Annotated in this window: 15 protein-coding genes; 12 read left to right on the top strand and 3 right to left on the bottom strand. The window is 60.3% G+C overall.

From position 1 onward, the window contains the following. Position 1 precedes the first annotated feature (1 nt). The 10 genes from rplO (at position 2) to bfr (ending at position 7,137) form a co-directional block, all read left to right on the top strand. Positions 2-436, top strand: coding sequence for a 50S ribosomal protein L15 (rplO, locus tag DJ563_RS18535; protein WP_003255461.1), 435 nt, complete (start codon positions 2-4; stop codon positions 434-436). Beyond that, positions 437-1,768, top strand: coding sequence for a preprotein translocase subunit SecY (gene secY / locus DJ563_RS18530; RefSeq protein ID WP_003255459.1), 1,332 nt, complete (start codon positions 437-439; stop codon positions 1,766-1,768). Between the two features lie 28 nt (positions 1,769-1,796). Further along, complete coding sequence (gene rpmJ / locus DJ563_RS18525) at positions 1,797-1,913, top strand: 50S ribosomal protein L36 (RefSeq protein WP_002555468.1); 117 nt, start codon at positions 1,797-1,799, stop codon at positions 1,911-1,913. A gap of 131 nt (positions 1,914-2,044) precedes the next feature. Next, positions 2,045-2,401, top strand: coding sequence for a 30S ribosomal protein S13 (gene rpsM / locus DJ563_RS18520; RefSeq protein WP_003255457.1), 357 nt, complete (start codon positions 2,045-2,047; stop codon positions 2,399-2,401). An 18-nt stretch (positions 2,402-2,419) separates the two neighbouring features. Continuing rightward, positions 2,420-2,809 carry a 30S ribosomal protein S11 gene (gene rpsK, locus DJ563_RS18515; RefSeq protein WP_003255454.1) on the top strand — a complete coding sequence of 130 codons (390 nt, stop codon included), beginning with the start codon at positions 2,420-2,422 and terminating at the stop codon, positions 2,807-2,809. 15 nt (positions 2,810-2,824) lie between these two features. Further along, complete coding sequence (rpsD, locus tag DJ563_RS18510; protein ID WP_009681977.1) at positions 2,825-3,445, top strand: 30S ribosomal protein S4; 621 nt, start codon at positions 2,825-2,827, stop codon at positions 3,443-3,445. A gap of 22 nt (positions 3,446-3,467) precedes the next feature. Continuing rightward, positions 3,468-4,469 (top strand): DNA-directed RNA polymerase subunit alpha, encoded by a 1,002-nt coding sequence (locus tag DJ563_RS18505; protein WP_003255452.1) that lies wholly within the window; start codon positions 3,468-3,470, stop codon positions 4,467-4,469. Between the two features lie 42 nt (positions 4,470-4,511). After that, positions 4,512-4,898 (top strand): 50S ribosomal protein L17, encoded by a 387-nt coding sequence (rplQ, locus tag DJ563_RS18500; protein WP_003255451.1) that lies wholly within the window; start codon positions 4,512-4,514, stop codon positions 4,896-4,898. A gap of 172 nt (positions 4,899-5,070) precedes the next feature. After that, on the top strand, positions 5,071-6,510 hold the full coding sequence (locus DJ563_RS18495; RefSeq protein ID WP_274098739.1) for a catalase: 1,440 nt from the start codon (positions 5,071-5,073) through the stop codon (positions 6,508-6,510). 162 nt (positions 6,511-6,672) lie between these two features. Continuing rightward, positions 6,673-7,137 (top strand): bacterioferritin, encoded by a 465-nt coding sequence (gene bfr / locus DJ563_RS18490; RefSeq protein ID WP_434518148.1) that lies wholly within the window; start codon positions 6,673-6,675, stop codon positions 7,135-7,137. 68 nt (positions 7,138-7,205) lie between these two features. On the opposite strand, the gene uvrA is transcribed toward bfr, so the two are convergent. Beyond that, complete coding sequence (gene uvrA / locus DJ563_RS18485; RefSeq protein ID WP_274098738.1) at positions 7,206-10,040, bottom strand: excinuclease ABC subunit UvrA; 2,835 nt, start codon at positions 10,038-10,040, stop codon at positions 7,206-7,208. A gap of 129 nt (positions 10,041-10,169) precedes the next feature. Here uvrA and DJ563_RS18480 point away from each other — a divergent pair, with 129 nt between their 5' ends. After that, a complete protein-coding gene (locus DJ563_RS18480) occupies positions 10,170-11,564 on the top strand; it encodes an MFS transporter (protein WP_274098737.1) in 1,395 nt (464 codons plus the stop codon). Positions 11,565-11,573: 9 nt separating this feature from the next. After that, the gene (locus DJ563_RS18475; RefSeq protein WP_033703483.1) at positions 11,574-12,125 is read left to right on the top strand and encodes a single-stranded DNA-binding protein; all 552 of its coding nucleotides are present in this window, start codon (positions 11,574-11,576) and stop codon (positions 12,123-12,125) included. Positions 12,126-12,235: 110 nt separating this feature from the next. Here DJ563_RS18475 and DJ563_RS18470 read toward each other — a convergent pair whose 3' ends face one another. Together DJ563_RS18470 and DJ563_RS18465 are read right to left on the bottom strand one after the other, a co-directional pair. Then, a complete protein-coding gene (locus DJ563_RS18470) occupies positions 12,236-12,730 on the bottom strand; it encodes a GlcG/HbpS family heme-binding protein (protein ID WP_077068794.1) in 495 nt (164 codons plus the stop codon). Between the two features lie 128 nt (positions 12,731-12,858). Next, the gene (locus DJ563_RS18465; RefSeq protein WP_434518147.1) at positions 12,859-14,247 is read right to left on the bottom strand and encodes a PLP-dependent aminotransferase family protein; all 1,389 of its coding nucleotides are present in this window, start codon (positions 14,245-14,247) and stop codon (positions 12,859-12,861) included. Positions 14,248-14,276 lie beyond the last annotated feature (29 nt).

Here is a 14,276-nt window from a genome sequence, read left to right as displayed (position 1 = left end):
GATGAAACTCAATGATCTGAGTCCAGCGCCGGGTTCCCGTCGCGAAAAACATCGTCCGGGTCGTGGTATCGGTAGCGGTCTGGGTAAGACCGGCGGCCGTGGCCACAAAGGTCAGACCTCCCGTTCGGGTGGTTCGATCGCTCCGGGCTTCGAAGGCGGTCAACAGCCGCTGCACCGTCGTCTGCCGAAATTCGGCTTCGTTTCGCTGAAAGCCATGGACCGCGCAGAAGTGCGTCTGTCCGAGCTGGCCAAAGTGGAAGGCGACGTGATCTCCGTGCAATCCCTGAAGGATGCCAACGTGATCAACCAGCACATTCAGCGTGTGAAAATCATGCTGTCTGGCGAAGTTACTCGCGCAGTCACCATCAAGGGCATCGCAGCCACCAAGGGTGCGCGTGCGGCTATCGAAGCAGCTGGCGGCAAATTCGAGGAATAAATGGCTAAGCAAGGTGCTCTCTCTTCGCTCGGTAAGGGCGGGATGTCGGAACTCTGGGCTCGTCTGCGCTTTCTGTTCATGGCGATCATCGTCTATCGGATAGGTGCGCACATCCCGGTTCCAGGCATCAATCCGGACCGTTTGGCGGATCTGTTTCGGCAGAATGAGGGGACCATTCTTAGCTTGTTCAACATGTTTTCCGGTGGTGCGCTTGAGCGCATGAGCATCTTTGCACTGGGGATCATGCCGTACATTTCGGCATCGATCATCATGCAGCTGATGACGGCGGTCAGCCCGCAACTGGAGCAGTTGAAGAAGGAAGGTGAAGCTGGCCGTCGCAAGATCAGCCAGTACACCCGCTACGGCACCGTTATTCTGGCGCTGGTCCAAGCCATTGGCATGTCCATTGGCCTGGCCAACCAGGGCGTGGCGTTTTCTGCCGGTCTAGGCTTCCATGTCGTCGCGGTTTCCACGTTTGTGGCAGGCGCGATGTTCATGATGTGGCTGGGCGAGCAGATCACCGAGCGCGGTGTGGGCAACGGTATCTCGATGTTGATCTTCGCGGGTATCGTTGCCGGTCTTCCGAGAGCAATCGGGCAGTCTTTCGAGTCTGCGCGCACAGGCGATATCAACATTTTCGCCCTGGTCGCTATCGGTTTGCTGGCAGTAGCGATTATCGGTTTCGTGGTGTTCATTGAGCGTGGTCAGCGTCGTATCGCCGTTCACTACGCCAAGCGTCAGCAGGGCCGCAAGGTCTTCGCTGCGCAGACCAGCCACTTGCCGTTGAAGGTGAACATGGCAGGGGTTATCCCGGCCATTTTCGCCAGCAGCATTTTGCTGTTCCCGGCTTCGCTGGGTGCCTGGTTCGGTCAGTCCGAAGGTATGGGCTGGCTGCAGGACATCTCGCAGTCGATCGCTCCTGGTCAGCCGTTGAACATTTTGCTGTTTAGTGCAGGGATCATTTTCTTCTGCTTCTTCTACACAGCGTTGATGTTCAATCCGAAAGACGTAGCGGAAAACCTGAAGAAGTCCGGTGCCTTTATTCCGGGTATCCGTCCTGGTGAGCAGTCGGCGCGCTACATTGATGGCGTTCTGACCCGTTTGACCATGTTCGGTGCTCTATACATGATGGCCGTCTGCCTTCTGCCCCAGTTCCTGGTGGTGGCAGCAAATGTGCCGTTCTACCTTGGCGGGACCTCGTTGCTGATTGTGGTAGTGGTTGTGATGGACTTCATGTCCCAAGTACAATCGCACCTCGTTTCGCACCAGTACGAATCCCTGATGAAGAAAGCCAACCTGAAAGGCTACGGTGGCAGCGGTTTGCTGCGCTGATACGCCCCTAAGGTTCGAGGAGTCGGTAATGAAAGTTCGTGCATCGGTGAAAAAGCTGTGCCGTAACTGCAAGATCATCCGTCGCGAAGGCGTCGTACGAGTGATCTGCAGCGCGGAACCGCGTCACAAACAGCGCCAAGGCTGATTGTGATCGTCGCTTCAAACCCAGCAGCTAGTGTGCTGCTGGGTTGATTATTCGTTTCTACAGCGATATTATCTCGCGCCCTATTTCTTGGCTTCCGGGGCGTAGGTAGCTGTCAATTGGAGTCCCACTGAATGGCCCGTATTGCAGGCGTCAACATTCCAGATAACAAGCATACTGTTATCTCGCTGACCTACATCTATGGTGTCGGTCGCACAACTGCGCAGAAGATCTGTGCAGACGCTGGTGTAAACCCAGCCGCTAAGATCAAGGATCTGAGCGACGAGCAAATCGAAACCCTGCGTGGCGAAGTCGCGAAGTTCACCACCGAAGGTGACCTGCGTCGTGACATCAACATGAAGATCAAGCGCTTGATGGACCTGGGTTGCTACCGCGGCCTGCGTCATCGTAAAGGTCTGCCGGTTCGCGGTCAGCGCACCAAGACCAACGCACGCACCCGTAAGGGCCCGCGTAAGCCGATCCGCAAGTAACCGCCCAGGAATATAGACATGGCAAAACCTGCTGCTCGTCCTCGTAAGAAAGTCAAAAAGACAGTGGTTGATGGCATCGCCCACATCCACGCTTCTTTTAACAACACCATCGTGACCATCACCGACCGTCAGGGCAATGCTTTGTCCTGGGCGACCTCCGGTGGTTCGGGTTTCCGTGGTTCGCGCAAATCCACCCCGTTCGCAGCTCAGATTGCTGCTGAGCGTGCTGGTCAAGCTGCGCTGGAATACGGTCTGAAGAACCTCGACGTTAACGTCAAGGGTCCAGGTCCAGGTCGTGAGTCCGCCGTTCGTGCATTGAACAGCTGCGGCTACAAGATCGCCAGCATCACCGACGTGACGCCAATCCCGCATAACGGGTGCCGTCCGCCGAAGAAGCGTCGCGTGTAATCAGGAGACAGAAGAATGGCACGTTACATTGGTCCAAAATGCAAACTGTCTCGTCGTGAAGGCACCGATCTGTTCCTGAAGAGCGGCGTTCGCGCTCTGGAATCGAAGTGCAACATCGAAGCAGCCCCAGGTATCCACGGCCAGCGCCGTGGCCGTCAGTCCGACTACGGTACCCAGCTGCGCGAGAAACAAAAAGTCCGTCGTATCTACGGTGTTCTGGAGCGTCAGTTCCGCGGTTACTACCAAGCTGCTGCCTCGAAAAAAGGCGCAACCGGTGAGAACCTGCTGCAACTGCTCGAGTGCCGTCTGGATAACGTCGTTTACCGTATGGGCTTCGGCTCGACTCGTTCCGAGTCCCGTCAGCTGGTTTCGCACAAAGCGATCAGCGTCAACGGTAAGACTGTAAACATTCCATCCTACCAAGTTCGTCCGGGTGACGTGGTCGCGGTTCGCGAGAAGTCGCTGAGCCAGCTGCGCATTGTTCAAGCCCTTGAACTGTGCGCCCAGCGTGGCCGCGTTGAGTGGGTTGATGTGGATGCTGCTAAAAAGTCGGGCGTTTTCAAGAACGTTCCTGCTCGCAGCGACCTGTCCGCCGACATCAACGAGAACCTGATTGTCGAGCTCTACTCCAAGTAAGGGCTAGAAAATAGGTGCATCCATGCAGATTTCGGTAAATGAGTTCCTGACTCCCCGCCACATTGATGTGCAGGTAGTCAGTCCGACCCGCGCCAAGATCACGCTCGAGCCTCTCGAGCGTGGCTTCGGCCATACCCTGGGCAACGCGCTGCGCCGCATCCTGTTGTCCTCCATGCCTGGCTGTGCAGTAGTCGAGGCCGAGATCGATGGCGTACTCCATGAGTACTCCGCGATCGAAGGTGTTCAGGAAGACGTCATTGAAATCCTGTTGAACCTGAAAGGCCTGGCTATCAAACTGCACGGTCGTGACGAAGTTACGCTGACCTTGTCGAAAAAGGGTTCGGGGGTGGTTACCGCTGCCGATATTCAGCTGGATCACGATGTCGAGATCGTCAACCCCGATCACGTAATCGCGAACCTGGCGTCGAATGGCGCCCTGAACATGAAGCTCACCGTAGCTCGTGGTCGTGGTTACGAGCCGGCCGACTCCCGTCAGACCGACGAAGACGAAAGCCGTAGCATTGGCCGTCTGCAGTTGGACGCTTCGTTCAGCCCGGTGCGTCGTATCGCCTATGTGGTCGAAAACGCCCGTGTTGAACAGCGTACCAACTTGGACAAGCTGGTCATTGATCTGGAAACCAACGGCACCCTGGATCCTGAAGAGGCTATCCGCCGCGCTGCGACCATCCTGCAACAGCAGCTGGCCGCGTTCGTCGACCTCAAAGGTGACAGTGAGCCGGTTGTTGTCGAGCAGGAAGACGAGATCGATCCGATCCTGCTGCGTCCGGTTGACGACCTGGAACTGACTGTACGTTCGGCCAACTGCCTCAAGGCGGAGAACATCTACTACATCGGCGACCTGATTCAGCGTACCGAAGTAGAGCTGTTGAAGACTCCTAACCTGGGCAAGAAGTCCCTGACTGAAATCAAGGACGTCCTGGCCTCTCGTGGTCTGTCTCTCGGCATGCGCCTCGACAACTGGCCGCCTGCAAGTCTTAAGAAAGACGACAAGGCGACCGCCTGATCGTCGTAATCACCGAACGTAGTGTTTGGTAAGGAATGAATCATGCGTCATCGTAAAAGTGGACGTCACCTGAGCCGTACCAGCTCTCACCGCAAAGCTATGTTCCAGAACATGGCAGTGTCGCTGATCGAGCACGAGCTGATCAAAACCACCCTGCCGAAAGCCAAGGAACTGCGCCGCGTTGCCGAGCCGCTGATCACCCTGGCCAAGGAAGACAGCGTTGCTAACCGTCGTCTGGCCTTCGACCGTACCCGTTCGAAGTCCGCTGTTGGCAAACTGTTCAACGATCTGGGCAAGCGTTACGCCACCCGTCAGGGCGGCTACCTGCGCATCCTGAAGTGCGGTTTCCGCGCTGGCGACAACGCGCCTATGGCGTACGTCGAGCTGGTTGATCGTCCAGTCGGTGGTGCTGTAGAAGCTGCCGAGTAAGACGTTCTGTCTGCTACAAAGAACCGGGCCTAGTGCCCGGTTTTTTGTTTGTGCACGTATTGTTAATTTCTATTGATACAAGTCATGTAATGAATTTGTCCTGAAACAACCGCTCGTCAATACTCCTATCCAAGCCGATTAGCCGGCACTTCAAGACCGATAAGGAGAGCCCATGAGCAAGATTCTCACCACCGCCAGCGGTGCACCTGTAGCTGACAACCAGAACTCCCGCTCTGCCGGCCCCCGCGGCCCGCTGCTGCTCGACGATTTCCACCTGATCGAGAAGCTCGCCCACTTCAACCGCGAGAACATCCCCGAGCGTCGTGTTCACGCCAAGGGTTCGGGTGCCTATGGCACGTTTACCGTTACCCGCGACATCACCGCATACACCAGCGCCAAGCTGTTCGAGCAGGTCGGCAAACAGACTGAAACCTTCCTGCGTTTCTCCACCGTCGGTGGCGAACGGGGTTCGGCCGACACCGAGCGTGACCCGCGTGGTTTTGCGCTGAAGTTCTATACCGAGGAAGGCAACTGGGACATCGTTGGCAACAACACCCCGGTGTTCTTCATCCGTGATCCGCTCAAGTTCCCGGACTTTATCCACACCCAGAAGCGCCACCCGCAATCCAACCTGAAGAACGCCCAGATGATGTGGGACTTCTGGTCGCACTCCCCCGAGGCATTGCACCAGGTCACCATCCTGTTCTCCGACCGCGGCATTCCGGACGGCTATCGTCACATGCACGGCTTCGGCAGCCACACCTACAGCCTGATCAGTGCTGAAGGTGAGCGCACCTGGGTCAAATGGCATTTCAAGACCCAGCAAGGCATCAAGAACCTCGCCCCAGCCGATGCTGCACGCCTGGCCGGCACAGACCCGGACTACGCCCAGCGTGACCTGTTCGAGGCCATCGAGCGTGGCGACTACCCGCGCTGGACCGTGTGCATTCAGGTGATGAGTGAAGCCGAGGCGGCGAGCCGCGACGAGAATCCGTTCGACGTGACCAAGACCTGGTCGCAAAAGGACTACCCGCTGATCGAGGTGGGTGTGCTGGAGCTCAACCGCAACCCGCTCAACTACTTCGCAGAAGTCGAGCAGGCCGCGTTCGGCCCTAGCAACATGGTCCCTGGCGTGGGGCTGTCGCCAGACCGCATGCTGCAAGGTCGCGTGTTCGCCTACGCCGATGCGCACCGCTACCGCGTGGGTACCAACCACCAGCAACTGCCGGTCAATGCACCGCGCTGCCCGGTCAACAGCTACCAGCGTGACGGTTCGATGGCCACGGGCAGCTACGGCAGTGCGCCGAACTACGAGCCCAACAGCTACGGCGACGCGCCCAAGCAGTCCCCACGCCATGCCGAGCCTGCACTGGCTCTCAATGGTTCGGCTGATCGCTACGATCACCGCGAGGACAACGACTACTACAGCCATGCCGGTGCGTTGTTCCGCCTGATGAACGAACAGCAGAAGGCCTTGCTGATCAGTAATATCGCCGGTGCCATGGCTGGGGTGAGCGAGGATGTGATCCAGCGCCAGCTCCAGTACTTCTTCAAGGCTGACGCAGCCTACGGTGAGGGCGTTGCCAAGGCGTTGGGCGTGAATCTCGCCTAACTCGAAGTGATAAGAAGAACCGCCCTCATTTGGGCGGTTTTTCAATGAATATCACTACTGTTTAGGCGATTTTTTGCATGTTATTGCGCATTTATCCGTGACCGCGAGCACAACCTGGTTCACACTATGTCCATTGATGTTTTCACATGGAGAAGCAGGGCGATGCAAGGTCACCCGGACGTAATCAACTACCTCGTCACGTTGCTGAAGGGCGAACTGGCAGCACGCGACCAGTACTTCATTCACTCGCGTATGTATGAAGACTGGGGCCTGTCCAAGCTCTACGAGCGCATCAACCACGAGATGGAAGAAGAGACGCAGCACGCCGACGCGCTGATGCGCCGCATCCTCATGCTCGAAGGTACCCCCGACATGCGTGCCGATGACCTCGAAGTGGGCAGCACCGTGCCGGAAATGATCGAGGCTGACCTCAAGCTCGAATACAAGGTGCGTGCCGCGCTGTGCAAAGGCATCGAGCTGTGCGAGCTGCACAAGGACTACATCAGCCGCGACATCCTGCGCGCGCAGCTGGCTGACACTGAAGAAGATCACACCTACTGGCTGGAGAAGCAGCAGGGCCTGATCAAGTTGATCGGCCTGGAGAACTACCTGCAGTCGCAGATGTAAGTTATCCACAGCCCGCGAAAAAGCCCCTGGCACCTACGGTACCAGGGGTTTTTTTATGCACAGGCGGATCAGGCCCGGTCACGCTCCAACAGCGGCTTGAGGTAATGCCCGGTGTAGGACTGCTTCATCTTGGCCAGCTCTTCCGGTGTACCGCAGGCAATGATCTGCCCACCCTTGGAGCCACCCTCCGGCCCCAGGTCCACCAGCCAGTCGGCCGTCTTGATCACGTCCAGGTTGTGCTCGATCACCACCACGGTGTTGCCGTGGTCGCGCAGGCGGTGCAGCACATCGAGCAACTGCTGGATATCGGCAAAGTGCAGGCCGGTGGTCGGCTCGTCGAGGATGTACAGGGTCTTGCCGGTGTCACGCTTGGACAGCTCGCGCGACAGCTTCACCCGCTGCGCCTCACCGCCGGACAAGGTCGTCGCCGACTGCCCCAGCTTGATGTACGACAGGCCCACGTCCATCAGCGTTTGCAGCTTGCGCGCCAGTGCCGGCACCGCATCGAAGAACTCGCGGGCATCCTCGATGGTCATTTCCAGCACCTCGTGGATGTTCTTGCCCTTGTACTTGATCTCCAGGGTTTCGCGGTTGTAGCGCTTGCTCTTGCACACATCGCACGGCACGTAGATGTCCGGCAAGAAGTGCATCTCGACCTTGATCAGGCCGTCGCCCTGGCAGGCTTCGCACCGGCCCCCTTTGACGTTGAACGAGAAGCGACCGGGGCCATAGCCGCGCGAGCGCGACTCGGGCACGCCCGAGAACAGTTCGCGGATAGGCGTGAAGATACCGGTGTAGGTTGCCGGGTTGGAGCGCGGTGTGCGGCCAATCGGGCTCTGGTCGATATCGACCACCTTGTCCAGGTGCTGCATGCCGTCCATGCTGCTGTGCGGCGCGGCTTCCAGGCTGCTGGCACCGTTCAGCGCGGTCGCGGCGAGCGGGTACAAGGTGTTGTTGATCAGCGTTGACTTGCCCGAACCCGATACGCCTGTCACGCAGGTCAGCAGGCCGATCGGGATTTCCAGGTCGACGTTTTGCAGGTTGTTGCCGCGGGCACCCTTGAGTTTCAGCGAGAGCTTCTTGTCGCGCGGTGTGCGTTTGGCCGGCACGGCGATCTTCTTGCGCCCGGACAGGTACTTGCCGGTCAGCGAGTCAGGGTGCGCCATGACCTCTTCAGGCGTGCCCTCGGCGACGATCTGGCCGCCATGCACCCCGGCCCCCGGGCCGATGTCCACCACGTAGTCAGCCAGGCGGATAGCATCCTCGTCGTGCTCCACCACGATTACCGTGTTGCCAAGGTCGCGCAGGTGGTTGAGGGTGGCCAGCAGGCGGTCGTTGTCGCGTTGATGAAGACCGATGGACGGTTCGTCGAGGATGTACATCACCCCGACCAGGCCCGCGCCGATCTGGCTGGCAAGGCGGATGCGCTGGGCTTCACCGCCCGACAGGGTGTCGGCGCTGCGGTCCAGTGTCAGGTAGTCCAGGCCGACGTTGACCAGAAACTGCAGGCGCTCGCAGATTTCCTTGAGAATCTTCGAGGCAATTTCGCCTCGGCGCCCGGTCAGGGTCAGCTCGCCGAAGTAGTTGCTGGCTTCACCGATGGGCAGGTTGGTAACTGCCGGCAGGGTTTTCTCGCCAACCCACACGTGGCGGGCCTCGCGCCGCAGGCGGGTACCGCGGCAGTCGGGGCAGGGCTGGGTGCCGAGCAGCTTGGCCAGCTCTTCACGCACCGTGGCCGACTCGGTTTCGCGGTAGCGCCGCTCCAGGTTCGGCACGATGCCTTCGAACGGGTGCGAGCGCTTGACGATGTCGCCCCGGTCGTTGAGGTACTTGAAGTCCACGCTCTGCTTGCCGCTGCCTTGCAGGATCACCTTCTGGTGCTCGGCCGACAGCTCGCCGAACGGCGCCTCCAGGCTGAACCCGTAATGCGCGGACAGCGAGCCGAGCATCTGGAAGTAATAGACGTTGCGCCGGTCCCAGCCACGTATCGCGCCCTCGGCCAAGGTCAGCTCGGTATTGACCAGGCGCTTGGTGTCGAAGAACTGCTTGACGCCCAGGCCGTCACAGGTCGGGCAGGCACCGGCCGGGTTGTTGAACGAGAACAGCTTGGGTTCCAGCTCGCTGATCGCATGGCCGCAGACCGGGCAGGCGAAGCGGGCGGAGAAGATCATCTCTTCGCCTTCCTCATCGTCCATCGGCGCCACCAGCGCGATGCCGTCGGCCAGCTTGAGCGCAGTCTCGAACGACTCGGCCAGGCGCTGCTGCAGGTCGGCGCGGACCTTGAAGCGGTCTACCACCACATCGATGCTGTGCTTCTTCTGCTTGTCCAGCTTGGGCAGCTCATCGAGCTCGTAGAGCTTGCCGTTGACCCGTGCGCGGACGAAGCCCTGGGCGCGCAGCTCGTCGAACACCGCCAGGTGCTCGCCCTTGCGCTCGCGGATTACCGGGGCCAGGAGCATCAGCTTGCTGCCTTCTGGGCGCTCCAGTACCAGGTCGACCATCTGGCTGATGGTCTGCGCTTCCAGCGGGATGTCGTGGTCCGGGCAGCGCGGAGTGCCGACGCGGGCATAAAGCAGGCGCAGGTAGTCGTAGATCTCGGTGATCGTGCCCACGGTAGAGCGCGGGTTGTGCGACGTCGACTTCTGCTCGATGGAGATGGCCGGGGAGAGCCCTTCGATGGTGTCGACGTCGGGCTTTTCCATCATCGACAGGAACTGCCGGGCATAGGCCGACAGCGATTCGACATAGCGGCGCTGGCCTTCGGCGTACAGCGTGTCGAACGCCAGGGAGGACTTGCCGGATCCGGACAGGCCGGTGATCACGATCAGCTTGTCCCGCGGCAGGGTCAGGTCGATGTTCTTCAGGTTGTGGGTACGTGCCCCACGAATCAGGATCTTGTCCACTGCGGCCTCGCTCGGCGGGCATAAACAAGGAAGTATACGGCGCGCTGCCATTACGCGGCAAAGCGTCGCGTATATGCCGTCTAGCTGTCGGACTGATAGAATCGCCGCCGGTTCACACGAGGTTAATCCATGCACGACACCCACAACGAGCGCATGAGTGGCAGCGAAACCCGCGCCGCAAGCGGCCTGGCCCTGGTCTTTGCCTTTCGTATGCTGGGCATGTTCATGGTCTTGCCGGTGCTGGCCACCTACGGCATGGACCTGGCAGGCGCCACGCCCGCGCTGATCGGCCTGGCCATTGGCGCCTATGGCCTGACCCAGGCGGTACTGCAGATCCCGTTCGGCATGGTGTCCGACCGCATCGGGCGGCGTCCGGTGATCTACCTGGGGCTGGTGATCTTCGCCCTGGGCAGCATTTTGGCGGCCCAGGCCGACTCTATCTGGGGCGTGATCGCCGGGCGCATTCTGCAGGGCGCGGGGGCGATTTCCGCGGCGGTCATGGCGCTGCTGTCCGACCTTACCCGCGAGCAACACCGCACCAAGGCCATGGCCATGATCGGCATGAGCATCGGCCTGTCGTTCGCCGTCGCCATGGTCGTCGGGCCACTGTTGACCAGTGCCTTCGGCTTGTCAGGATTGTTCCTTGCCACGGCGGGGCTTGCCCTGGTCGGTATCCTGCTGATCGCCTTCGTCGTGCCTAATTCCCACAGCACCCTGCAGCACCGCGAGTCGGGTGTTGCGCGCCAGGCGCTCGGCCCAACCCTGCGCCATGCGGACCTTCTGCGCCTGGATGTCGGTATCTTCGTCCTGCATGCCATCCTCATGGCCAGCTTCGTCGCGCTGCCTCTGGCCTTCGTCGAACGGGGCGGCCTGCCGAAGGAAGAACACTGGTGGGTGTACCTGACCGCGCTGTTCATCTCATTTTTTGCAATGGTGCCGTTCATCATCTATGGCGAGAAGAAGCGCAAGATGAAACGCGTGCTGGCCGGAGCGGTCAGTGTGTTGCTGCTGGTGGAGGTGTTCTTCTGGCAGTGGGCTGACAACTTGCGCGGACTGGTGATTGGCACCGTGGTATTCTTTACTGCATTCAACCTGCTGGAAGCCTCGCTGCCTTCGCTGGTTAGCAAGGTGTCGCCTGCGGGTGGCAAGGGAACGGCGATGGGGGTGTATTCCACCAGCCAGTTCCTGGGTGCCGCCCTAGGCGGAATCCTCGGTGGCTGGTTGTTCCAGCACGGTGGGCTGAACATGGTGTTTCTGGGGTGTGCGGCGCTGTGTGCCGTGTGGCTGGTCGTTGCCTTGCGCATGAACGAGCCGCCGTATGTGACCAGCCTGCGCATGCCGTTGACGCCCGAGGCAGTCCGGGAAGCCGGGTTGACCGAACGCCTGATGGCCGTGCCGGGTGTAACCGACGCCGTTGTGGTGGAAGAAGAAGCCGCCATCTATATCAAACTGGATACGAAAATTTTGGACCGTACGACCCTCGAGCGTCTGGTGAACCCAGCCTCTTCGGCGTGCGAAGCCTAGGAGAACGTTATGGCCCGTGGGGTTAACAAAGTCATTCTGGTCGGCACCTGTGGCCAGGATCCCGAAGTCCGCTACCTGCCCAACGGTAACGCCGTGACCAACCTGAGCCTGGCTACCAGCGAGCAGTGGACCGACAAGCAGTCGGGCCAGAAGGTCGAGCGTACCGAGTGGCACCGTGTGTCGATGTTCGGCAAGGTTGCCGAAATCGCCGGCGAATACCTGCGCAAGGGTTCGCAGGTGTACATCGAAGGCAAGCTGCAGACCCGTGAGTGGGAAAAAGACGGCATCAAGCGCTACACCACCGAAATCATCGTCGACATGCAGGGCACCATGCAGCTGCTGGGCGGCCGTCCGCAGAACCAGCAAGGTGGCGGCGACCAGTACAATCAAGGTGGTGGTAACAACTACAACCAGGGTGGCCAGCAGCAACAATACAACCAGGCGCCACCACGTCAGCAGGCCCAGCGCCCGCAACAGGCTCCTCAGCGCCCAGCGCCGCAGCAGCCAGCGCCGCAGCCGGCCGCTGACTTTGACAGCTTTGATGACGATATTCCGTTCTGATCAGAGCGGTTAGGCGTCGCGCTACATCGAAAGCCCAGGGCATTTGCCCTGGGTTTTTTTTAGTGCGAGGAAACTTCACGGGCGCAAATGAAAGGTAAGCCCCCCGAGCGTCAGGCATCGCCATCCAGCGCTGCCTGGGCAAACTGCACATCCAGCTCCGGCGTAGCCCCGCTGATACCGATGCCGCCGATATGCTGGCCATTCGCATCCATGATTGGCAGGCCACCCCCCAGTAGTGTGAAGCCAGGCAGTGACGCATAGGGATTCGCTGGCAGGGCAGCACTGCGCTCTGCAAGTGTTCTGGAGGCAAGCGGGAAACGGGCGGAAGTCGCGGCCTTGAGCTTTGCGACCTGGATGCTGCCGCTGCTGGTGCCGTCCATGCGGTGGAAGTGCTTGAGGTTGCCATGGTTGTCGACAATGCTGATGACGATGGCAAAGCCCTCGGCCTGGGCAGCGCGTTCGGCGGCTGAGGCCATTGCCCGGGCGGCTTCGGCAGTGATCGAGGCGGAGGGAGGCGGGGCTGCTGTCAGGGGATCAGCCAGCGAGGGTGCCGCCAGCAACAGCGAGCACATGAGGAGACTGGCACGGCCGTAATAGGTTTTCATGCAAGCATTACCCTTAGGATTTTTCGGGCAACCTAGCAGGCGACTGGCGTTTGTTGATGTAGTCCGTTTCTGAAACCGATGTCGGCCTGTCTCAAAAGGACGGCAGCGAGCCGTCCAAGGTCATTCGCCTAGTAGAAAAGCCGCGGCTCCGGCGAATCCAGCAGGCTGACCAGCTTGGTCAGGGCAAAGCCCAGTTCCGAACGGCTCGGCGTCATCAGGGCGATACGCACGCCACAGGTGGCAGCGCTGCGTTCAGGCAGGAACTGGCTGCCGCTGACCACGGTGACGCCATTGTTGCGCGCCAGGTTGGCAAATTCGTCGCTGGTCCAGGGTTCGGGCAGCTCCAGCCAGAGATGAAAACTGTAGGGCTGGCTGCGGATCTTGTACTTGCCGAGGATTTCACGGGCCATCTGCTGGCGCGTGGCCGCTTCGTCCTGCTGCACCTGCACCAGTTGCTCGGCCATGCCGCTGTTGATCAGGTTGCTGGCCAGTTGTGCCATCAACGGCGATGGCATCCACACGCTGCTGCGCACCATCGACGACAGCCGCGACAGGGTTTGCGGCGGGGCATACAGGTAGCCGATACGCAGCGCTGGCAGCACGCTCTTGGACAAGCTGGTGAGGTATACCGAGCGTTCGGGTGCATAGGCGGCCAAGGGCTTGTAGCCAGGTGCTGGCTCCAGGAAACCGTAGATATCGTCATCCACGATAAACAGGTCGAACTCGCGGGCAATGGCGGCGATGGCTTCGCGGCGCGCGTGGGGCATGATCGAGTTGGTCGGGTTCTGGTGGGTGGTGACGCACACCAGCAGGGAAGGGCGGTGTTCTACGCACGCTGCGCGCAAGGCCTCGGGAATCAGGCCGTGTTCGTCCATGGCCACACCGCGCAGGCGGCGCCCCATGCTATGGGCCAGCGAAATGATGCCTGGGTAGCAGAACGACTCGCACAGTATGACGTCGTCGCCTTTGGACAGGCTGCTGATGGCCACCAGCAGGCCATGCTGGGCACCCGAGGTCAGCACTACCTGCTGCCAGTTGGCTTCAGGCATCCAGCGCTGGATCCAGGCCGCACCGGCCTGCTTGTGCGTCGCATGGCCACCCTCGGTGACGTAATCGAGCACCTGGGCCAGGTCGGGTGACGCGGCCAGTTCGTTTATTGCCCCGCGCAGCCAGTCGGTCATGTGCGCGTCATTGGGCTTGATGATCGAAAGGTCGATCTGCCCGCTCTCGCGTTCGGCTGGCGGCATCAAGGGGCGTGCTGCCGGGGCCTGCGCCTGGCGTTGCTGCAGCACGAAGGTGCCGCGCCCTACCTCGCCAACCACCAGGCCACGTTTGGCCGCTTCGTCATAGGCTCGGCCGATGGTGCCAGGCGTCACGTTCAGTGATTCGGCCAGGTCCTTGAGTGTCGGCAAGCGTTCGCCAGCGGTCAGTCGGCCGCTGCCGATGTCCTGTTCAAGGGCGTCGGCGATCATCAGATAGACCGGCTGTGCCAGGTCGCTGTAGTGAGGAACCCACATGGAAATGGCACCAGAAGCTGCAAGAACGC

This window comes from Pseudomonas sp. NFX1, assembly GCF_051123555.1.
Classification (GTDB): domain Bacteria; phylum Pseudomonadota; class Gammaproteobacteria; order Pseudomonadales; family Pseudomonadaceae; genus Aquipseudomonas; species Aquipseudomonas capeferrum.
Note: the sequence above shows the minus strand (reverse complement) of the source record. Positions and strands in the feature narration are given on the sequence as shown.